A 22,401-nucleotide genomic window follows, 5' to 3' on the forward strand; every position below is an offset into this window, starting at 1 on the left:
ATCGATCATGATCGCACATTCGACCTCTGAATATTCAGAGGCTTATATTGCTTTAGGGGCCAATTTGGGTGACCGGGAACAGACACTGCTTGAAGCGTTGACTTTACTGGATGCGCACCCTGACATAGAGGTCCAGCGTTGTTCATCGCTATATGAGACAGAGCCTGTAGGTCATGTGGACCAGCCTTCGTTTCTGAATATGGCAGCTGCTGTACAGACGCGTCTAGCTCCCGAGCAGCTCCTGACCGAATTGCTTGATGTCGAGAATCGGCTAGGGCGAGTCCGCGATATTCGCTGGGGTCCCCGAACGGTAGATCTCGATTTGCTCTGGATGGATGGGCAGAGTCGGGATACCGAATTGCTTCAATTACCACATCCGCGGATGGGAGAACGGGCATTTGTGCTTGTTCCATTGTCGGATATCGTACCTGAAGGCGAGCTTTCAGGCTTGTATACCTATGTACACTCATCGTTGTCTGTACTGGATGGAAAGGATGGAATACAGCTTTGGAAAACGTGCAACTGGCGAGCCGCATCCGGGCCTTTCGGAAGCTGAAAGGTTTAACACAACAGGAACTTGCCGCTGGGACTGGCATATCGCTGGCTATTCTGGGAACGATTGAACGGGGGAACCGCAAGGTATCCGTACAGGAGCTGGATCGCATTGCGAACGTGCTGAACATCAGCGTTGAAGAATTGCAGGGCAAGTAGAAATAATTCACTGTAGTCACTTATGATTCATATAACGTGTTTACGAAGACACATATCGTTAATCGTTGATTGTAATATATAGCAGAACATAACCGGGATTCATGCAAGAATCTGCGGTACTTAGAAGGAGAGAAACACTGAAATGCTGAAAATCGGTGGCATTGAAATGAAAAACCAGGTCGTACTTGCGCCGATGGCTGGCGTGTGTAATCCGGCTTTTCGTCTGATCGCAAAAGAATTTGGAACAGGCCTTGTATGTGCGGAGATGGTAAGTGGCAAAGCTATCGTCCATGGCAATAAGCGTACACGTGAGATGCTGTTTGTAGATGAGCGGGAGAAACCGCTGAGTCTCCAGATTTTCGGGGGAGACCGTGAAGCGCTTGTAGAAGCAGCCAAAATTGTGGACAAAGAAACCAACGCCGATATCATCGACATCAACATGGGATGCCCTGTGCCAAAAGTAACGAATTGCGACGCAGGAGCACGTTGGTTGCTTGATCCGAACAAAATTTATGATATGGTATCCGCTGTAGTGGACGCCGTCGAGAAGCCCGTGACCGTCAAGATGCGTATCGGCTGGGATAACGAGCATATCTTCGTGGTTGAGAACGCGCTTGCGGTTGAACGCGCTGGAGGACAGGCGGTAAGTGTGCACGGCCGTACGCGTGAGCAGCTCTACACAGGTACAGCAGACTGGTCACACATCAAAAATGTAAAAGAAGCGGTGTCCATCCCGGTGATCGGGAACGGAGATGTATCCTCACCGGAAGATGCACGTCGCATGCTGGACGAAACGGGCTGTGATGGGGTCATGATCGGCCGAGCTGCACTGGGTAACCCATGGATGCTGTACCGTACCATTCAGTACCTGAGTTCCGGGGAATTACTTCCTGATCCTGGCGCAGAAGAGAAGATTCGTGTTGCCATTCTCCATATGGACCGTCTGATTGCTCTGAAGAATGAGAACGTAGCAGTGAAGGAGATGCGTAAACATCTGGCTTGGTACCTGAAAGGATTGAAAGGCTCTGCACGCATTAAGGACGTTATTATGGAAGGAACCAAACGTGATGAAATGGTGCAAATTCTGGAGAACTTTGTAGGCCAGCTTCATCATGAAGAGCACCTAGAAGCGGAATCAGCGGTAGCCGAAAATGCATCCTGATCCTGTCCTGTAAAACGTTTACAGATATAAGGGGCGTAACATTGACTTTTCGAGACCGTTCCCCTATAATTTCACAGTATAAATTCGCCATGTGCGTTATAAGGCTAGTGCATCAGGAGGAACGTTCTGTTTCTCTGGAGAACTTCATATAGTTTTGAAGATATATGCGGTCGGAGCTCTGTAATCAGCGTTGGTTCCGTTGCCGCGCAATCAAATTATTCCCATGACAGGAGAATCGGTTGAGATGAGCGATAAGGAAGTTATCCTTACACAAGAGGGACTCAAGAAGCTGGAAGAAGAACTGGAAACACTGAAATCGGTTAAGCGCCGCGAAGTGGCTGAACGGATCAAAGTAGCCATCGGGTATGGCGATATCAGTGAAAACTCCGAATATGAAGACGCGAAGAATGAACAGGCCTTTATTGAAGGTCGTATCATTACTCTGGAGAAAATGCTTCGGAATGCGCGGATCATCAACAGCGATGAAATTGATACCGATGCGGTAAGCGTGGGTGCAACTGTTACTGTAGAAGATCTGGAATTCGGAGACATTACAGAGTACACAATCGTAGGTACCGCGGAATCCAATCCGCTTCAGAACAAAATATCGAACGAAAGCCCTGTTGGAAAAGCCATTTTGGGTAAGAAAAAAGGTACTGTTGTTGACGTAAGCGTACCAGCTGGCGTAATTCAATATAAAATTGTAGATATTAAGAAGCAATAGTTAGTATATTGTAATGAAGCAGTCGGGCACTGAGACAAAAGCTTCCTTAGGGAAGCTTTTTTCAACATTTGAGGAAGAACACATCTGAGGATGTCTGCAATGTAAATAAGGAGATGAATATAGATCATGACGGATGAAGTCTTGAATCAGGAAACCGAACTTAGCGAGCTTTTGCAAATTCGCCGCGACAAATTGGACGAGCTCCGCAAATTGGGAATCGACCCTTTTGGCCAAAAATACGTACGTACCGAAGAAGCCGGTTCTATTCTGAAGAAGTATGAAACACTGACCAAAGAAGAGCTGGAAGAGAAGCAGATCGAAGTCAGTATTGCCGGACGGATTATGGCGAAGCGGGGAATGGGTAAGGCAAGCTTTGCACATATTCAGGACCTGAGCGGCAGAATCCAGATCTATGTTCGTCAGGATACGGTATCTGAGGACAAGTTTGCGGCTTTCAGCCTGCTGGATCTTGGTGATATCGTTGGTGTTAGTGGCGTAGTCTTCAAGACCAAAACCGGTGAAACGTCTGTCAAAGTTAAAGATTTGGAAGTACTGTCCAAGTCACTTTACCCGCTTCCGGATAAATATCATGGTCTCACCGATGTAGAGCTGCGTTATCGCCAGCGCTATGTTGACCTGATCATGAACCCAGAAGTACAACAGACCTTTATTACACGCTCCAAAATCATTCAGTCGATGCGCCGCTACCTGGACTCCCTTGGCTATCTTGAAGTGGAAACTCCTACACTGCACAGTATTGCTGGTGGTGCGGCTGCACGTCCGTTCATTACGCATCATAATGCGCTCGACATGGAATTGTACATGCGTATTGCAATTGAGCTTCACTTAAAACGTCTGATTGTAGGCGGACTCGAAAAAGTGTATGAAATTGGCCGTGTCTATCGAAATGAGGGAATGTCGACTCGTCACAACCCTGAATTCACGATGATTGAGCTGTACGAGGCTTACGCCGACTATAAAGATATCATGCAATTGACCGAGAATCTGGTCGCTCATATTGCACAGGAAGTGCTTGGAACACAGGTGATTCAATATGCCGATTACCAAGTAGACCTTACTCCGCAATGGCGCCGTGTAACGATGGTAGATGCCGTTAAGGAAGTTGTTGGTGTGGACTTCTCCGTGCATATGACAGATGAAGAAGCTCACCAGCTGGCAAAAGAGCACAAGGTTCCGGTTGAGCCACATATGACGTTTGGCCACATTCTGAATGCATTCTTCGAGCAGTTTGTTGAAGAAACGCTGATCCAACCAACGTTTATTATGGGACACCCGGTTGAGATTTCTCCACTGGCGAAGAAAAGTGACACAGATCCGCGTTTCACAGACCGCTTCGAGCTGTTCATCGTGGGACGCGAGCACGCAAATGCCTTCACCGAGTTGAATGATCCAATTGATCAGCGTCAGCGCTTTGAGGCACAGCTGCTGGAGAAAGAACACGGGAATGATGAAGCGCACGAAATGGATGATGACTTCATCCGTGCACTCGAATACGGAATGCCGCCGACAGGTGGATTGGGTATCGGGATTGATCGCCTGATCATGTTGCTCACCAACTCATCGTCCATTCGTGACGTACTGCTCTTCCCTCACATGCGTCCGCGTACGCAAGAATAATAAGGAACGTATTACACGTTCATAATAGAAGAGGAACCTGCCGTTCAGTAACAAGCTGGGGCAAGTTCCTCTTTAGGTTTACATAAGGACGCTTTACACGGCTCCTTTGGTTCGTTTGATCTGATTACAGATTGTATTATGTTAAAAGAGGTGCCCTTCATGAAATTCAGGCTTCACATTGCCAAATTTCTGTCACCCCCGCTTATCTTGGTTGGTGGTTTCCTGCTGATTATTGCCATGGGTACCATTCTGCTGATGCTGCCCATTTCGAACCGAAGCGGTGAGCATTTGGCGTTCATTGATGCTTTATTTACCTCAACATCAGCAGCATGTGTGACCGGACTTGTCGTTGTGGATGTAGGAACGACGTTTAACCTGTTTGGGCAGATTGTCATCATGGTACTTATGCAGCTTGGTGGACTCGGCTTCATGACCATTGCAACTCTGTTTGCGCTTGTCCTGGGTAAACGGATATCCCTTAAAGACAGGCTGCTTCTGAAAGAGGCAATCAATGCAGACAGCATGGAGGGGATTGTGCGCATTATCCGTAAGGTGCTGATCTTTTCGTTCACGATTGAGGGTGTGGCTGCTGTGATACTGGCCTTGCGCTGGGCAGCAGAGATGCCTTTGGGACAAGCAGCCTACTATGGTATATTCCACTCGGTTTCCCTGTTTAATAACGGTGGATTTGACCTGTTTGGGAACAGCTTTCAGTATTATACCGGGGACCTGTTGTTTAACCTGACTGCATCCGTGCTCGTTATATCTGGTGGACTCGGCTTTGTGGTCCTGAATGATCTGTTTGAATTTCACAAACGCCGCCGTTTATCTCTACAGTCGAAGCTGGTGCTTTCCGTTTCGGGTGCCCTGATTGGTATTGGTGCCCTTGTGTTGTTTATCTTTGAATTCACCAATGGACACACGCTGGCTTCACTGAGCTGGCCTGAGAAGATCTATGCTTCCATCTTCCAGTCTGTTTCTACGCGATCCTCTGGTACAAGCTCGATTGATATAACGGAGATGAGACAGGCTACCCAGTTTTTCTTCATTCTGTTGATGTTCATTGGTGCTTCACCGGGTTCAACGGGTGGCGGAATTAAGACAACGACGTTCTTGATTATGATTGGAGCAGTGTACGCCATGATTCGCGGCAATAAGGATATTGTATTTTTCCGTCATCGTGTTCCGAAGGAACTGCTTATGAGGGCGCTGACCATCATTATGGTATCTTTAATTATCTTTATGGTTGTGGTCATGCTCCTGCTTACAACGGAGGATGCACCATTCCTGCCACTGATGTTTGAAGCTGCTTCCGCAATAGGTACGGTGGGTCTGTCCGTAGGGGTGACTGCTGAATTAACGGATATAGGAAAACTCATTATCTGTTTTACGATGTTTATTGGCCGGATCGGACCATTAACCATCGCTTATGCGCTCCGTCCGCGTAAAGAGAAAAAGTTGTACCGCCATCCGGAAGGCCGGATTATTATCGGATAAGGAAAACCGCCAGACAGCGGTCTAACGCCTGCTATAACAGGAATTAGACTCGAAGTGTCTGGCGGTTTTATTTTGTTTACGGGCGCGACTTCCGATGTTTTGCTTTCGTCTGGTTGTAATGGAACTGTATTCGAGCTTTTATCTCTCTTCGCGACACAATGATGCCAGATGCAGAGAAAGAACATTCTCCATAACCTCAGCGGTCATTTGATCGGGTCTAAGCACAGCGTGAATGGACAGTCCGTCCACCAAGGCATATAGACGCTCTATTTCCAGTTCTTTATTGAGATCAGTTCGTGAGAGGTCAAGCTTCACAAGGTACATAATTACGGTCGCCACGGCTTGTCTAATTTCATCATAAACCTTGTCTGCGAGTGCTTTGAGGTCCGGATCGGTTTTGGACTTGGCCGTAAAAGCATACCATACCTCCATTTCGGCCAGTTTTTCGTCCGTGTTAGGCATGAATTCGAGCAGCAGAAGTTTCATATTGTCCATAGGAGGACCACTGAATGATAGCTGCTGAATTCGGTTTGATACCTTTTCGGATACCAGATTCATTGCATATAGGAGTAACTCAGATTGGGTTGAGAAGTAGTGACGCATTGATCCGGCAGATATTCCTGCTTCTTCAGCAATATTTCTGACAGATGCTTGTTCCATGCCGTCTCTGCGTATGATGCGCCAAGCCGCTTCAGCGACGAGAATTCGCTGTTTATCGTGATCTACAATTTTAGGCATATGTGAATTATAACATGGTTGCTTAATATAATACAAATGTGTTAAATTGTATTTAATACGAATGTGTTATAAAGGGAGGGGTTATGATGATCGCCTATTTTATAATAGGATGTGAAATTGCTTTTTGGATTTTTGTTGCTGCTGGATTGAGTGTAAGATACCTATTGGGTATGAAGCGCCTGGGATTGGCTTTGTTGATGGCGACACCTATTATCGATTTGTTGTTATTAGTGGCTACAGTTGTGGATCTGCAAAGAGGGGCTACGGCTAGTATGGTTCATGGTATTGCAGCCATATATATTGGAGTCAGTATCGCCTACGGGCATCAGATGATCGCATGGGCAGATCGTTATTTTCTATTTTGGTTCAAAGGTGGAGAGAATCCGCGCCGCAGGAAGGCATATGGGAGCGCACATGCAAGTCAGGAACGGAATGGTTGGTTTCGCCATCTGGCTGCCTACATCATAGGAAGTGCTTTCCTATTGATTATGATTTGGTGGATTGGTGATGCAACCCGCACAGCAGCATTCTCTAATATAGTTAGAGTCTGGGGAATTATAGTGGTCATTGATTTTATAATCAGTTTCAGTTATACCTTGTGGCCAAAGAAGATGCCTGCTAAGAAAGTAGAATAAGAATGATTAAGTCATTCAAAAGTTTATATTAGCATGGACTGCAATTGTTGTGATCGTTTGTGGATGTACTTGAAGTGTTTATCCAATGGAGGTAGCGAACGTAGAACTTTAAATGGATATTGAGCTGTTACTGTGAACGGAATTAGAATATACAAATTTCTTTAAAAAATTACTTGCATAAAAAATCTGAACATGGTATATTCTAATTCCGGCCAAGAAAACACGAGAAACACGGTGCGGTAAGCAAACTGAAAAGCTTCGAAAGAAACTTAAAAAAAGTACTTGCTAAATTGGTTCGGAAGTGGTAAGATATAAAAGTTGCTGAAGAGAACAACACTCGGATGCGAATGACGTTTGATCTTTGAAAACTGAACAACGAGTGAGTAACGATCTTACTTTGTAAGATCGACGCTGAGGAATCGGTACATGTCATCTGACTGTATGATTTCAAAGCACAAATGAGATTTTTAATCTCGTCAGATTCAAAATGAGCTAATCGCTCTTTTCAATACTTTATTGGAGAGTTTGATCCTGGCTCAGGACGAACGCTGGCGGCATGCCTAATACATGCAAGTCGAGCGGAGTTGATAGAAAGCTTGCTTTCTTGATGCTTAGCGGCGGACGGGTGAGTAACACGTAGGCAACCTGCCCTCAAGCTTGGGACAACTACCGGAAACGGTAGCTAATACCGAATACTTGCTTCTTTCGCCTGAAGGAAGCTGGAAAGACGGAGCAATCTGTCACTTGAGGATGGGCCTGCGGCGCATTAGCTAGTTGGTGAGGTAACGGCTCACCAAGGCGACGATGCGTAGCCGACCTGAGAGGGTGATCGGCCACACTGGGACTGAGACACGGCCCAGACTCCTACGGGAGGCAGCAGTAGGGAATCTTCCGCAATGGGCGAAAGCCTGACGGAGCAATGCCGCGTGAGTGATGAAGGTTTTCGGATCGTAAAGCTCTGTTGCCAGGGAAGAACGTCCTTGAGAGTAACTGCTCAAGGAGTGACGGTACCTGAGAAGAAAGCCCCGGCTAACTACGTGCCAGCAGCCGCGGTAATACGTAGGGGGCAAGCGTTGTCCGGAATTATTGGGCGTAAAGCGCGCGCAGGCGGTCATTTAAGTCTGGTGTTTAATCCCGGGGCTCAACCCCGGATCGCACTGGAAACTGGGTGACTTGAGTGCAGAAGAGGAGAGTGGAATTCCACGTGTAGCGGTGAAATGCGTAGAGATGTGGAGGAACACCAGTGGCGAAGGCGACTCTCTGGGCTGTAACTGACGCTGAGGCGCGAAAGCGTGGGGAGCAAACAGGATTAGATACCCTGGTAGTCCACGCCGTAAACGATGAGTGCTAGGTGTTAGGGGTTTCGATACCCTTGGTGCCGAAGTTAACACATTAAGCACTCCGCCTGGGGAGTACGGTCGCAAGACTGAAACTCAAAGGAATTGACGGGGACCCGCACAAGCAGTGGAGTATGTGGTTTAATTCGAAGCAACGCGAAGAACCTTACCAGGTCTTGACATCCCTCTGACCGGTACAGAGATGTACCTTTCCTTCGGGACAGAGGAGACAGGTGGTGCATGGTTGTCGTCAGCTCGTGTCGTGAGATGTTGGGTTAAGTCCCGCAACGAGCGCAACCCTTGATCTTAGTTGCCAGCACTTCGGGTGGGCACTCTAAGGTGACTGCCGGTGACAAACCGGAGGAAGGTGGGGATGACGTCAAATCATCATGCCCCTTATGACCTGGGCTACACACGTACTACAATGGCCGGTACAACGGGCAGTGAAGCCGCGAGGTGGAACGAATCCTAAAAAGCCGGTCTCAGTTCGGATTGCAGGCTGCAACTCGCCTGCATGAAGTCGGAATTGCTAGTAATCGCGGATCAGCATGCCGCGGTGAATACGTTCCCGGGTCTTGTACACACCGCCCGTCACACCACGAGAGTTTATAACACCCGAAGTCGGTGGGGTAACCGCAAGGAGCCAGCCGCCGAAGGTGGGATAGATGATTGGGGTGAAGTCGTAACAAGGTAGCCGTATCGGAAGGTGCGGCTGGATCACCTCCTTTCTATGGAGAATCGTTTCCCGTAGCGGAAACATTCAAATAGCAGACTAGATCTGCAAAACTTACTCACTCGTTGCTCAGTTTTGAGAGCTCAAACTCTCAAAACAGCTTGCTTTTGCATGGAGCTTGTTCTTTGAAAACTAGATATCGAAACGAAAAATGCGAATTAGAACATTCCTTTTAGCTGAACTTGTGTTAAACAAGTTTCAAATAATAGCGAAAACTGCTTTGCGATGGTATCGAATGGGAGCGACTTTTGGCTTTGCGTAAGCAAAACAAGGGAAGTGAGCAGTCGAAACCGGAGCAACTGGTTAAGCTACTAAGAGCACACGGAGGATGCCTAGGCGCTAGGAGCCGATGAAGGACGTGGCGAACAACGAAACTGCCTCGGGGAGCTGTAAGCAAGCTTTGATCCGGGGATGTCCGAATGGGGAAACCCAGCTGGGGTAATATCCAGTTACTCATAACTGAATACATAGGTTATGTAGAGGCATACCAGGGGAACTGAAACATCTAAGTACCTTGAGGAAGAGAAAACAATAGTGATTCCGTCAGTAGCGGCGAGCGAACGCGGAACAGCCCAAACCAGAGAGCTTGCTCTCTGGGGTTGTGGGACGTCTCACATGGAGTTACAAAGGAACCGGTTAAACGAAGAGGTCTGGAAAGGCCCGCCAAAGAAGGTAAAAGCCCTGTAATTGAAAGTCTGTTCCCTCCGAGACGGATCCCGAGTAGTGCGGGGCACGTGAAACCCCGTATGAATCCGGCAGGACCATCTGCCAAGGCTAAATACTTCCTAGCGACCGATAGTGAAGCAGTACCGTGAGGGAAAGGTGAAAAGCACCCCGGAAGGGGAGTGAAATAGAACCTGAAACCGTGTGCTTACAAGAAGTCAGAGCCCGTTTTAGGGGTGATGGCGTGCCTTTTGTAGAATGAACCGGCGAGTTACGTTCCCGTGCAAGGTTAAGGTGAAGAGCCGGAGCCGCAGCGAAAGCGAGTCTGAATAGGGCGACATAGTACGTGGACGTAGACCCGAAACCGGGTGATCTACCCCTGTCCAGGGTGAAGGTGCGGTAACACGCACTGGAGGCCCGAACCCACGCACGTTGAAAAGTGCGGGGATGAGGTGGGGGTAGCGGAGAAATTCCAATCGAACTCGGAGATAGCTGGTTCTCCCCGAAATAGCTTTAGGGCTAGCCTCGGAAAACAGAGTCGTGGAGGTAGAGCACTGATTGGGTGCGGGGCCCGCAAGGGTTACCAAGCTCAGTCAAACTCCGAATGCCATAGACTTACTTCCGGGAGTCAGACAGTGAGTGCTAAGATCCATTGTCAAAAGGGAAACAGCCCAGACCATCAGCTAAGGTCCCCAAGTGTGTGTTAAGTGGGAAAGGATGTGGAGTTGCACAGACAACCAGGATGTTGGCTTAGAAGCAGCCACCATTGAAAGAGTGCGTAATAGCTCACTGGTCGAGTGACTCTGCGCCGAAAATGTAACGGGGCTAAACACACCACCGAAGCTATGGCTTGATGCTTTGCATCAGGGGTAGGGGAGCGTTGTATAAGGGTTGAAGGTGTACCGTAAGGAGCGCTGGACATTATACAAGTGAGAATGCCGGTATGAGTAACGAAAAGATCAGTGAGAATCTGATCCGCCGAAAGCCTAAGGGTTCCTGAGGAAGGCTCGTCCGCTCAGGGTAAGTCGGGACCTAAGGCGAGGCCGAAAGGCGTAGTCGAAGGACAACAGGTCGAAATTCCTGTACCACCGTAAATCGTTACGAGCGATGGGGGGACGCAGTAGGGTAGTGACGCAGGCTGATGGATGCCTGTCCAAGCAGTGAGGCTGATGTGTAGGCAAATCCGCACATCGTAAGGCTGAGCTGTGATGGGGAGTGAAAATTACAGTAGCGAAGGTCATGATCTCACACTGCCAAGAAAAGCCTCTAGCCAGATGAAGGTGCCCGTACCGCAAACCGACACAGGTAGGCGAGAAGAGAATTCTAAGGCGCGCGGAAGAACTCTCGTTAAGGAACTCGGCAAAATGACCCCGTAACTTCGGGAGAAGGGGTGCCCCGGTAGTGTGAATAGCACGAGGGGGCCGCAGTGAAAAGGCCCAAGCGACTGTTTAGCAAAAACACAGGTCTGTGCGAAGCCGTAAGGCGAAGTATACGGGCTGACGCCTGCCCGGTGCTGGAAGGTTAAGGGGAGCGGTTAGGAGCAATCCGAAGCTGTGAACCGAAGCCCCAGTAAACGGCGGCCGTAACTATAACGGTCCTAAGGTAGCGAAATTCCTTGTCAGGTAAATTCTGACCCGCACGAATGGCGTAACGACTTGGGCGCTGTCTCAACGAGAGATCCGGTGAAATTTTAATACCTGTGAAGATGCAGGTTACCCGCGACAAGACGGAAAGACCCCATGGAGCTTTACTGCAGCTTGATATTGAATTTGGGTACGATCTGTACAGGATAGGTGGGAGCCTTTGAAGCATGAGCGCCAGCTTGTGTGGAGGCACCGTTGGGATACCACCCTGATCGTATCTAGGTTCTAACCTGGTGCCCTTAGCGGGTACGGGGACAGTGTCAGGTGGGCAGTTTGACTGGGGCGGTCGCCTCCTAAAGAGTAACGGAGGCGCCCAAAGGTTCCCTCAGAATGGTTGGAAATCATTCGAAGAGTGCAAAGGCATAAGGGAGCTTGACTGCGAGACCTACAAGTCGAGCAGGGACGAAAGTCGGGCTTAGTGATCCGGTGGTACCGCATGGAAGGGCCATCGCTCAACGGATAAAAGCTACCCTGGGGATAACAGGCTTATCTCCCCCAAGAGTCCACATCGACGGGGAGGTTTGGCACCTCGATGTCGGCTCATCGCATCCTGGGGCTGAAGTAGGTCCCAAGGGTTGGGCTGTTCGCCCATTAAAGCGGTACGCGAGCTGGGTTCAGAACGTCGTGAGACAGTTCGGTCCCTATCTGTCGTGGGCGTAGGAAATTTGAGAGGAGCTGTCCTTAGTACGAGAGGACCGGGATGGACGTACCGCTGGTGTACCAGTTGTTCCGCCAGGAGCACCGCTGGGTAGCTATGTACGGACGGGATAAGCGCTGAAAGCATCTAAGCGTGAAGCCCCCCTCAAGATGAGATTTCCCAGTATGTAAGACCCCTTGAAGACGACGAGGTAGATAGGCTGGGGGTGGAAGTGCAGTAATGCATGGAGCTGACCAGTACTAATCGGTCGAGGGCTTATCCAAATTGCAGGTTTTGATCGCACATTTCGTTTCGGATCTAGTTTTCAGAGAATGATCTCTGAGCGTAGCAGCATCGTTTGGTGGCGATAGCGGAGGGGTTCCACACGTACCCATCCCGAACACGACCGTTAAGCCCTCTAGCGCCGATGGTACTTGGACCGAAGGGTCCTGGGAGAGTAGGACGTTGCCAAGCAAAGAACCACTGCCGATGAAATTCGGTGGTGGTTTTTATTTGTTTATAAAAGCTAATATATGGAAGCTATGTAGTTTTCCTTGAAAAAAAGCTCAAGAAGTTTTGGGAACAAACGCCATTTGAACACGGATGGCTTTTTTGGCATATTCGGCGGTTGTCCGCTCAAGAAATACAGTTGTATGCATCAGACAGTACACCTGATATAACCAGGGACTTTTCCTTGACAGTCTAAATATCGCTTTGCTAAGATGGCAATAATAAATTTTTCAGAAAACGTATTTTCGGCATAAATACTGCCTGAGATCTTCGGGTTTTGGACCGTAAAGCTGAGCAAACATAAGGAGGAACACCTGCGTGTGGGAAGATAAGTTTGGTAAGGAAGGTTTAACCTTTGACGATGTATTGCTAGTGCCACGGAAATCCGAGACACTGCCTAAAGAAGTGGATGTATCGGTTCGTTTGAGCGATAGCGTAAAACTGAATATTCCTCTGATCAGTGCTGGTATGGATACCGTTACTGAAGCGACTTTGGCCATTGCCATTGCACGTGAAGGCGGTATTGGAATTATCCACAAAAACATGTCTGTTGAACAGCAAGCGGAAGAAGTAGATCGGGTTAAACGTTCAGAGAGCGGCGTTATTACCAATCCGTTCTCACTGACTGCTGAGCACCTGGTGTCGGATGCAGAAGAGGTTATGGCTAAATATCGCATCTCTGGTGTACCGATTGTAGAAGGGGATCAGAAGCTCGTTGGTATTTTGACAAACCGTGACTTGCGTTTTATTCATGACTACGGTATTAAAATCAGCGAAGTCATGACTCGCGAAAATTTGGTCACTGCTCCTGTAGGTACAACGCTGCAAGAAGCAGAAGGGATTCTCCAAAAGCATAAAATTGAGAAACTTCCATTAGTGGATGAGTCCAACACGCTGAAAGGCCTCATCACGATTAAAGATATTGAAAAAGCTATTCAATTCCCTAATGCAGCCAAAGATGCTCAAGGGCGCCTGTTGGTTGGTGCGGCCATTGGTATCTCCAAGGATACCTTTGAACGTGCGGATGCACTCGTACAAGCTGGTGTAGACCTGATTACCGTTGACTCGGCTCATGGACATCACATCAACATCATTGAGGCTGTTCGTCAGCTGCGCGAGCGTTTCCCGAACTTGACTATCATTGCAGGTAACGTCGCTACTGGTGCTGCTACCCGTGATTTGATCGAGGCAGGTGCATCGGTTGTCAAAGTTGGTATTGGTCCGGGTTCTATCTGTACAACACGTGTTATTGCCGGTATAGGTGTACCTCAAGTAACGGCTGTTTACGATTGTGCTACAGTAGCGCGTGAATACGGGGTACCAATCATCGCCGATGGTGGGATTAAATACTCAGGTGAGATTACTAAGGCCCTGGCAGCAGGAGCACATGCAGTCATGCTGGGAAGTTTGTTTGCGGGGACAGCTGAAAGCCCAGGGGAAACCGAAATCTTCCAAGGACGAAGCTACAAAGTATACCGCGGTATGGGTTCAATGGCTGCAATGAAACAAGGCAGTAAGGATCGATACTTCCAGGATGATGACAAAAAGCTCGTTCCGGAAGGAATCGAGGGCCGTGTAGCTTATAAAGGTCCACTGTCAGATACCATTCATCAGCTGATTGGTGGCCTACGTTCGGGTATGGGCTATTGCGGAACAAGCAACCTTGAACAGCTTCGCAACGATACAGGCTTTATCCGTATTACTGGTGCAGGGCTTCGCGAAAGTCATCCACATGATGTTCAAATTACAAAAGAAGCACCTAACTACTCGTTGTAAGCTGAAGAGAGTTAATCATTTCCAGGACAGGCTTGGCGATTTTCGCCGGGCCTGTCTTTTTTTGCGGATACCCCTGTGATAGAATAGAAAAAGCGGTGACGATCCTTTATCGGATTAGGGCGTTGCGGCGGCTTTTTGACGTGAATCTATAAACCTTGTTTCCATGGAATAAAAGCCACATAAGGTTGCCCAGCTAAAGAAGCGCGGACGTCCTTTTACATAAGCATTGAATAATGCTAACTAAGTGACAACCGATATTGAACTCTGGAGCAATGATATTGCTCTTTCGATACAGCGCATATAAAACACTTCTCACAACATCTTCTACAATCGTTAGGGACCAAGAAAATGCAGCCCAAGCTGCACTGAAGCATCCATAAGTGAAGCTTCAGAACGAAGGGAGTATTATCATTGAAAGCTAAACAATTGAACAAAAAGAAACGCCAAATGCTCAAAAAAAGCGTAGCCTCGGTTATGCTGGTCAATATGCTCTGCATGTCTGCAGTAATGCCGGTAATGGCTGCTGCGAATGATTCAGGGCAGGTACTGACTGCTGCTGCGACAACAACGAAGACTGAAAAAGTTGTGCAAGTTCCTTCTGTAGACTCACTTGGACTTGAAGTTAGATCTGCGGTACTCATGGAGGCTTCGACAGGCCAGATTCTGCTTAATGTGAATGCGGACAAAGCCATGCCGCCTGCCAGCATGACGAAGATGATGACCGAGTACATTGTGGCTGAGCAGGTCAAGCAAGGGAAGTTAAGCTGGGATGATGTGGTTACGGTAAAAAGAAATGCAGCAGAGAGCGTAGGATCACGTATATTCCTGGCCGAAGGCGATCAGCACACAGTTAAAGAGCTGTACATTGCTATGGCTGTCGGTTCTGCAAACGATGCTACGGTAGCTTTGGCTGAACATGTTGCCGGATCCGAAGAAAATTTTGTTAAAATGATGAATGAAGAAGCGAAACGGATGGGAATGAAGGATACGTACTTCATAAATTCATCAGGCCTCGATCGTGCCGATATGCCTGCAGACTTCCGTCCTGCCGAAGATAAAGAAACGGTCATGTCTGCACTCGACGCAGCAATCCTGTGCAGATATATCATTCAGGATCATCCGGACTACACAGACTTTACAACGATTCAATCTTATAAATTCCGCCCTAATGATAAAGATCCAATTATTAACTACAACTGGATGTTGGAAGCGAATAAAAATATAACCAATTTCAAAAGCTATGCCTATGAAGGTCTGGACGGAATGAAAACGGGCCATACCACGAATGCAGGGAATAACTTCACAGGTACGGCTGAACGTGATGGTATGCGTCTGATCAGTGTCGTTATGGGTACCGATTCCGAGCCTGCACGATTTAGAGAGACGAAGAAAGTGTTGGATTATGGTTATAACAACTTTGAAGTGAAGCAAGCTGTCGCTGGCAAGACCAAAGTGACTGGCTGGGAAACTGTACCTCTGAAAAAAGGTAAAGAAACGAATGTGCCAGTAGTGACCGACAACGCAGTTAGCTTTGTTGTTCCCAAAGGAACTCAAAACCTGGATGTTACCTTCAAAGCAAACGTAACAGAAGCAGACAAGCTGGTGGCTCCAATCAAAGCAGGTACGAAAGTCGGAACGGTGACCTATACCTATAAGGCTGATGGCGTTGAACCACAGGAGAAGACTGTGAACCTGATTACCGCAGAAGAGGCTGAAAAAGGCGGCTGGTTCCGTTTGTTCTTCCGTGCAGTAAAGGACTTCTTTGTTGACCTGTTTGACGGTATCAAGAACCTGTTCTAATCGCCTATTATAGACAATGGTTTTAGATAAATAGAGGTTTCCAATTTACATCGCCTGAATAATGACAATATGCACCGAATTGCGACTGGATGCATTGTGTATTTACAAATTTTCCGGTAAAATATCAAGTTAGAATTCTACGTATAAATCAGCTGAAAAGTCTAAGGACAACCTTGTTAGTTGCACCTGACATTGTGGAAGCGACAACGCATTACATGGACTATAAATTGATTGCTGGTGTGTCCAAAATCCTCGGGACACCGATCTCCTAACTTACGGCTTCTAGACGTATGCAGGATCGCGGCTGGTAGGAGAGGGGAAACGCAAATGAAGATAGGTGTATTAGCACTTCAAGGTGCGGTTACTGAGCATATTCGCAGTGTTGAGCGGGCTGGTGCAGAGGGACTGGCTGTAAAACAGGTTGAGCAGTTGGATGAACTGGATGGTCTGATCCTTCCTGGCGGTGAAAGCACCACAATTGGTAAATTGATGCGCAAGTATGGTTTCTTGGAGGCCATTCGTGAATTTGCTGCCAAGGGTAAACCGGTGTTCGGTACCTGTGCAGGCTTAATCGTAATGGCTGAGCGTATTACGGGACAGGAAGAAGCCCACTTGGAATTGATGGATATGACCGTATCCAGAAATGCATTCGGGCGACAGAGGGAAAGTTTCGAAACGGACCTGCCTGTCAAAGGGATTGAAGAAACGGTAAGGGCAGTATTTATTCGTGCACCTTTGATCGAGAGTGTTGGGGAACAGGTTGAAGTTCTTTCTACTTATAAAGGTGAGATCGTTACTGCGCGCCAAGGACACTTGCTGGCCTGTTCCTATCATCCTGAGTTGACGGATGATTATCGCTTGCATTCTTATTTTGTAGATATGGCCCGATCATATAAGCAGTCGTTACAGAACCAATAGTGCATGTTACACAACTTATGATACCCCGGTGGATTGGAACACTCCTATTGCATTGTAAGCCTGCTGGAGGAACTGTATCTGGTCGAATGCCTGATGTTGCCCGTATCTCCTTTCCATAGCGGGAATCGCAGCGTAGGGTGTCACAGGGGTTCATAGGTTGTTTTTTTATTGTAGAAATGGATTAAGATGAAGTTATGCGCGACTCCACAAAGGCTATGTGATAGGCTTAGGTTTATTGATATGTTTTCTGTGAGGTCATTTAGGAGGAGTATATAATGCTTGATGTAAAGATATTGCGGAATGAATACGCACGTGTAGAAGAAGCGTTAACGAACCGTGGCAAGTCACTCGATCTCATTGCTGGATTTTCCGAGATGGATGCGAAGCGCCGGGAGCTGCTGCAAGAGAGCGAGACGTTGAAGAACCGCCGCAATACAGTATCCGGTGAAGTTGCCAGGCTTAAAAAGAATCGCGAGAACGCGGATGATTTGATTGTTGAGATGCGCGAAGTGTCTGATCGTATCAAAGCGATGGATGAAGAGGTCCGAGAGCTGGAAGCGAAGATTAGCGATCTGACGATGGCCATTCCTAACATTCCAAATGAGAGTGTACCTGTTGGCGCATCTGAAGATGATAATGTAGAGATTCGCCGCTGGTCCGAACCGAAGTCGTTTGGTTTTACACCAAAAGCACACTGGGAGATTGCGCAGGATCTCGATATTCTTGATTTTGAGGCTGCTGCCAAAGTTACGGGTTCCCGTTTTACGTTCTACAAAGGACTTGGTGCACGTCTAGAGCGAGCTCTGATTAACTTCATGATGGATCTGCACAGTGATCAACATGGATATGAGGAGATTTTGCCTCCATACATCGTCAACCGCGACAGTCTGTTCGGAACAGGCCAATTGCCAAAATTCGAAGAAGATCTGTTCAAGCTGAAGGATACGGAATATTATCTGATCCCTACCGCGGAAGTTCCGGTAACGAACTATCATCGCGAAGAGATTTTGAATGCGGAGGATCTGCCGAAGCACTTCGTTGCATACAGCTCATGCTTCCGTTCCGAAGCAGGCTCTGCCGGGCGTGATACACGTGGATTAATCCGTCAGCATCAGTTTAATAAGGTTGAATTGTTGAAGTTGTCTTCTCCTGAAACCTCCTATGAGGAATTGGAAAAAATGACGCAAAATGCTGAGCGTGTGCTTCAATTGCTGGAATTGCCATACCGTGTCTTGGCGCTGTGCACAGCGGATATGGGCTTCACTTCAGCGAAAACCTATGACCTCGAGGTATGGTTGCCGGAAAGCAATACATATCGTGAAATCTCTTCCTGCTCTAACTGTGAAGACTTCCAGGCACGCCGTGCCAACATTCGTTTCCGCAGAGAGCCTAAGGCTAAGCCTGAGTTTGTCCATACACTGAACGGTTCCGGACTCGCTGTTGGACGTACGGTAGCTGCTATTCTGGAGAACTATCAACAAGAAGACGGGACTGTAGTTATTCCCGAAGCATTGCGTCCTTACATGGGTGGAATTAGTGTAATCACACGTCGTTCCTAATATAGAGAACATAGTTTTATATTATGATTAACCAAACAAAAATGGCCCGTCATTCATTTATGACGGGTTTTTTATTCTAAAGCTTGCTTTTTTAACTGTAGATGTGGTATGATCTATTTCGTGGCAAGTTTATAAAACTTCAAATTTTGGAGAGGTACCGAAGCGGTCATAACGGGGCGGTCTTGAAAACCGTTAGGGTGCAAGCCCACGTGGGTTCGAATCCCACCCTCTCCGCCATAACTACACTTATAACAAGGATTCGAGCGATAAGCTCGGGTCCTTTTTTGCATATACATTTCCACAGTCCAGGTATCTGCCTTCGGTTGGTTTATTCTTGGCATCAACACTCGGTTATTCGAGTCCATTTTAATGTATAAAAACATCTTTTTCGCCGCACTTTATAGGAGTGGAGGTGGTTAGATGAACCGCGAGTTAAATATAGATCAGACAGAGCTTGTAGGCGCATGGCAAGAGCGACTGCCGGAAGTGCTGAATGTCGGTGATCAGGCTCAGGTAATGGCAGATGAAGCTGATCAAAAGGCTATTCGCATTCATATCGCGACTGCAGGACACCAAATGTACTCATTCGATTTCAAATGTGCGTATGTGGACTCCCGTGAGGTCAGTGTACAACTGATTGACGTAGAACGGGATGGACAGACGACAGATGAGCGTACAGAACCCATCCAGGAACTGGCTCAGGATTATACACGGCATATTCATGAATGCGCCCAGTCGTTACAGTCCAAGACAAGAACATAGCTCCAATTGAGGGAGGGATTCGAGTGAGCAAGGCCAAAGCAGGGATCGATAAAAATTTGCAGAATGTTGTTGCTGATCTGGAGCAGCCAGCTGTAAACAGCCATCATGCACAGCAAATTCAGCAAGATACAAATGATCGTCGTCATCAGGATTCACTGAATCATGACAAAACGGAAGATATGGACCCATCCCATTCCTAAAATCATGAAGAGGGGGTAACAGCATGAGCAAGCCAAAAGCGATACCTGTACCGGAAGTTCAAGCTGCTGAGCAACATCGTCGTCCGGAAAAGCACTCATCTGGACAGGAACCGTTGTCCGGGTCAAAAAAAGTGAAAAACCAGAATCATGTGGATCATAACAATCCGCAAGGGTAAGTTATATACACAGCCCGGCATGTAGTCTTGGAGATATGAGATATTTAATAATGCTTAATGATACCCCCTGTTACCTAACAGGGGGTTTTTGCGTATTCATACATAAATAAAGACCAGTGATGGGAGGAATTAAAAAGCTAACATAGGTCTTTGTAGCCATTTTAGTGTGGGAAGATCACAAATTTCCCAAATCGTGTTTCCGTTTCAGAATAAATGGTATATCATTGATGTTGAATTACTTTTTTTGGGGTTATCACGAGAGGAGAGAAACAAATGACTAAACGTATGGGGGCGTTGCTTCTAACGTTGCTGTTGACCGTGTCTTTGGCTTTGACAGCATGTAGCAGCAAACAAGAACCGAAAGAGGCTCTGAAGACGGCGGCGGCCAATGCTTCTAAACTGACTTCGTATGAGATGAGTTCCAATTTCACAATTAATGAATTGAGCTATAAACCTTCCGACGAGTCACAACAAGACCCAACCATGACTCAGTTTATGAGCATGTTGAAGGATGCTCAGTTTAACGTAACTGGCGTATACCAAAGTGAGCCAATGCAAACAGAAATGACAGTTAGCCTTGAGCTCAAAGGTGATATGGGCATGACGTTCACCATTCCGATGGTGATGACGGCTGAGAAGCTTTACGTTAAAGTGCCAAGCATTCCGTTCTTCCCAATCCCGGAAACGGTGGTTGGCAAATTCTTGGAGCTTGATCTGAAAGAATTGGCTGAGCAAGAGGGTACTGAATGGAACCCTGATGCTATGGACGCAGCCAAAACACAAAAACTGAGCAACGAAGTGATGGATGCTGTTCTTAGTGAATATGATCAGGACAAATTCTTCAAAAACGTAGATGTTAAGGATGCACAGCTGCCAGAAGGTGTAGATGCCAAGCAGGTGGTGCAATTCTCCGTTACTAACGACAACGTAAGTGAAGCGGTTAAGGTGATGATTACTAAAGCATTGCCAAAAGCGATTGATATTGTTGCTAAAGAAGAGTATCGTGACATGTTGCAACTGAACCAAACAGATATTGAACAGGCCAAGGAAGATCTGAAATCCGTTGCAGAAGATAAAGAAGAAATGTCAAGAATCGATAGAATTAACGAAGTACTAAATATCAGTAAGTTCAACATCGATTTCGCATTGGATAAGCAGGATTTCCCGGTTTATCAAAAGATTGCAGCTGATCTGCTGATCACACCAGTGGATACCAAAGATGAAGTGAAGTTGGCCTTTACCGGATCCAACACATACACGAAAATCAATGAGAAGGCTGCCTTCAAAATCAATATTCCTACGGGTGAAAATGTAATCACAATGGAAGAGTTCGAAGAACTGATGAACGCTTCTTACGGATACTAAGTTCATTCCTAGAAATGAGTGAGAAAAAGCCGCTTCGACTTTATGTCGGGCGGCTTTTTGTTATTTTATAGTTTAAATCTGTTATTGCAGTGATTCAGATAAATCTTCAGCAATCACAGCATAAATTTGGTGATCCTGATAACTTCCGTTGATTTTCAGATATTTACGGGCAATGCCTTCAGCCTGAAAGCCGTTCTTCTCCAGTACACGCTGAGAACCGGCATTAGTGGGTAGGATTGCTGCCTGAATACGATTCAACTTCAAAGCACGGAAAGCATAGGCAACTGCGAGTTTAACAGCAGCTGTCATACGTCCACCACCCTGATAGTCAGGATGGATAAAGTAACCCATATCGGCATAATTGGCAACGCCATAGGAGACGTTATTCAGGCTGATTTGTCCAATGAGAAGGTCGTCTTGGATGGTATAGATTCCGAACTGATAACCAGTACCTTCTTCTGCCGCCTTTAATCGCTCCTGAAGACGTCTTGTTTGAGCATGCAGTGTATAGAACTCATCATCTCGAAGAGGCTCTACAGCTTGGTAGGGAACGCGGGTAACCTGGATCAGATCAAGATACGCTTGTGTATCATCGATAGTGAGTAACCGAAGGCTGATACCATTCGGAGTATCATACAGTGTTAAAGCCATAGCAGTGCACATCCTCTCAAGATCAACGTATAAGCATTACTTCTTGCGCAACCGACGGAAGAATTGGGTCAGCATCGTGGAGCATTCAGGTTGAAGGACATCTGGAATTACCTCGGTACGATGGTTGAACCGGGGTTCCTGCAACAAGTTCATCAAGGTTCCTGCACATCCGGCCTTGGGATCAGCAGTTCCAAATATAACGCGGGGCACTCGGGACTGTACAATGGCTCCTGCGCACATAGGGCAAGGCTCCAGGGTTACATATAGGCTGCAATCAAGCAGGCGCCAGGCTCCGATCGTTTCGCTTGCCTGACGAATAGCAACCATCTCCGCATGTGCAGTGGAATCAAGAGTGGTCTCACGCAAATTATATCCTCGTCCGATGATCTGGTTGTTTTGCACAATTACAGCTCCGATCGGGACTTCTCCAAGTGCCTCAGCTTTAAGCGCCTCAGCAATGGCTTCACGCATCCAGAACTCGTGCTGCTGTTCCTCCGAAAGATGCGAAAGATCAACCGGAATTGAGTGTTCATTCATTACAGTTAAAGCTCCTTCCAAAGCATTTA

At 47.2% G+C, this 22,401-nt stretch carries 18 protein-coding genes, 1 tRNA gene and 3 rRNA genes; 19 read left to right on the plus strand and 3 right to left on the minus strand.

The features are described 5' to 3' along the window. Positions 1-7: 7 nt before the first annotated feature. The 6 genes from folK (at position 8) to ABGV42_RS30715 (ending at position 5,732) form a co-directional block, all read left to right on the plus strand. A complete protein-coding gene (folK, locus tag ABGV42_RS30690; RefSeq protein WP_347385076.1) occupies positions 8-556 on the plus strand; it encodes a 2-amino-4-hydroxy-6-hydroxymethyldihydropteridine diphosphokinase in 549 nt (182 codons plus the stop codon). After that, the gene (locus ABGV42_RS30695; RefSeq protein ID WP_347385077.1) at positions 508-711 is read left to right on the plus strand and encodes a helix-turn-helix domain-containing protein; all 204 of its coding nucleotides are present in this window, start codon (positions 508-510) and stop codon (positions 709-711) included. Before folK ends, ABGV42_RS30695 begins: the two co-directional genes overlap by 49 nt. Before the next feature lie 142 nt (positions 712-853). After that, positions 854-1,873: a tRNA dihydrouridine synthase DusB gene (gene dusB, locus ABGV42_RS30700; RefSeq protein ID WP_347385078.1), complete on the plus strand. Its 1,020-nt coding sequence runs from the start codon at positions 854-856 to the stop codon at positions 1,871-1,873. 244 nt (positions 1,874-2,117) lie between these two features. Beyond that, on the plus strand, positions 2,118-2,597 hold the full coding sequence (gene greA / locus ABGV42_RS30705; RefSeq protein WP_095293395.1) for a transcription elongation factor GreA: 480 nt from the start codon (positions 2,118-2,120) through the stop codon (positions 2,595-2,597). Positions 2,598-2,723: 126 nt separating this feature from the next. Continuing rightward, entirely contained in the window at positions 2,724-4,235 is a 1,512-nt protein-coding gene (gene lysS / locus ABGV42_RS30710; RefSeq protein WP_347385079.1) for a lysine--tRNA ligase, read from the plus strand. 159 nt (positions 4,236-4,394) lie between these two features. Further along, the gene (locus tag ABGV42_RS30715) at positions 4,395-5,732 is read left to right on the plus strand and encodes a TrkH family potassium uptake protein (protein ID WP_347385080.1); all 1,338 of its coding nucleotides are present in this window, start codon (positions 4,395-4,397) and stop codon (positions 5,730-5,732) included. A 138-nt stretch (positions 5,733-5,870) separates the two neighbouring features. Here the strand turns inward: ABGV42_RS30715 and ABGV42_RS30720 are convergent, their stop codons facing one another. Then, positions 5,871-6,470: a TetR/AcrR family transcriptional regulator gene (locus tag ABGV42_RS30720; protein ID WP_347385081.1), complete on the minus strand. Its 600-nt coding sequence runs from the start codon at positions 6,468-6,470 to the stop codon at positions 5,871-5,873. Between the two features lie 83 nt (positions 6,471-6,553). On the opposite strand from ABGV42_RS30720, the gene ABGV42_RS30725 reads away from it, so the two are divergent. The 13 genes from ABGV42_RS30725 to ABGV42_RS30785 all read left to right on the plus strand — a co-directional run bounded on the left by ABGV42_RS30725 (position 6,554) and on the right by ABGV42_RS30785 (position 21,184). Continuing rightward, positions 6,554-7,105 (plus strand): hypothetical protein, encoded by a 552-nt coding sequence (locus tag ABGV42_RS30725; protein WP_347385082.1) that lies wholly within the window; start codon positions 6,554-6,556, stop codon positions 7,103-7,105. Positions 7,106-7,618: 513 nt separating this feature from the next. After that, positions 7,619-9,170, plus strand: a 16S ribosomal RNA gene (locus ABGV42_RS30730). A 306-nt stretch (positions 9,171-9,476) separates the two neighbouring features. Then, positions 9,477-12,402 (plus strand): 23S ribosomal RNA (locus ABGV42_RS30735). A gap of 73 nt (positions 12,403-12,475) precedes the next feature. Next, a 5S ribosomal RNA gene (gene rrf, locus ABGV42_RS30740) occupies positions 12,476-12,592 on the plus strand. The 16S, 23S and 5S rRNA genes sit together here, the layout of an rRNA operon. Before the next feature lie 354 nt (positions 12,593-12,946). Further along, a complete protein-coding gene (gene guaB / locus ABGV42_RS30745) occupies positions 12,947-14,404 on the plus strand; it encodes an IMP dehydrogenase (RefSeq protein ID WP_347385083.1) in 1,458 nt (485 codons plus the stop codon). Positions 14,405-14,815: 411 nt separating this feature from the next. Beyond that, entirely contained in the window at positions 14,816-16,204 is a 1,389-nt protein-coding gene (locus tag ABGV42_RS30750) for a D-alanyl-D-alanine carboxypeptidase family protein (RefSeq protein WP_431523709.1), read from the plus strand. Between the two features lie 327 nt (positions 16,205-16,531). Further along, positions 16,532-17,122: a pyridoxal 5'-phosphate synthase glutaminase subunit PdxT gene (gene pdxT, locus ABGV42_RS30755; RefSeq protein ID WP_347385084.1), complete on the plus strand. Its 591-nt coding sequence runs from the start codon at positions 16,532-16,534 to the stop codon at positions 17,120-17,122. 275 nt (positions 17,123-17,397) lie between these two features. Further along, complete coding sequence (gene serS / locus ABGV42_RS30760) at positions 17,398-18,681, plus strand: serine--tRNA ligase (RefSeq protein WP_347385085.1); 1,284 nt, start codon at positions 17,398-17,400, stop codon at positions 18,679-18,681. A 148-nt stretch (positions 18,682-18,829) separates the two neighbouring features. After that, positions 18,830-18,918 (plus strand) — tRNA-Ser (locus ABGV42_RS30765). Positions 18,919-19,101: 183 nt separating this feature from the next. Beyond that, a complete protein-coding gene (locus tag ABGV42_RS30770; protein WP_095293451.1) occupies positions 19,102-19,443 on the plus strand; it encodes a hypothetical protein in 342 nt (113 codons plus the stop codon). Between the two features lie 23 nt (positions 19,444-19,466). Beyond that, positions 19,467-19,643 carry a hypothetical protein gene (locus ABGV42_RS30775; protein WP_347385086.1) on the plus strand — a complete coding sequence of 59 codons (177 nt, stop codon included), beginning with the start codon at positions 19,467-19,469 and terminating at the stop codon, positions 19,641-19,643. Positions 19,644-19,666: 23 nt separating this feature from the next. Continuing rightward, entirely contained in the window at positions 19,667-19,819 is a 153-nt protein-coding gene (locus tag ABGV42_RS30780) for a small acid-soluble spore protein P (protein ID WP_095293452.1), read from the plus strand. A 273-nt stretch (positions 19,820-20,092) separates the two neighbouring features. Continuing rightward, entirely contained in the window at positions 20,093-21,184 is a 1,092-nt protein-coding gene (locus tag ABGV42_RS30785; RefSeq protein ID WP_347385087.1) for a hypothetical protein, read from the plus strand. Positions 21,185-21,265: 81 nt separating this feature from the next. On the opposite strand, the gene ABGV42_RS30790 is transcribed toward ABGV42_RS30785, so the two are convergent. Both ABGV42_RS30790 and tadA read right to left on the minus strand, forming a co-directional pair. Continuing rightward, positions 21,266-21,835 carry a GNAT family N-acetyltransferase gene (locus ABGV42_RS30790; protein WP_347385088.1) on the minus strand — a complete coding sequence of 190 codons (570 nt, stop codon included), beginning with the start codon at positions 21,833-21,835 and terminating at the stop codon, positions 21,266-21,268. Positions 21,836-21,871: 36 nt separating this feature from the next. After that, complete coding sequence (gene tadA / locus ABGV42_RS30795; RefSeq protein ID WP_347385089.1) at positions 21,872-22,372, minus strand: tRNA adenosine(34) deaminase TadA; 501 nt, start codon at positions 22,370-22,372, stop codon at positions 21,872-21,874. Positions 22,373-22,401: the final 29 nt, after the last annotated feature.

Origin of the sequence: Paenibacillus pabuli (genome assembly GCF_039831995.1) — a bacterium.
GTDB lineage: Bacteria > Bacillota > Bacilli > Paenibacillales > Paenibacillaceae > Paenibacillus > Paenibacillus pabuli_C.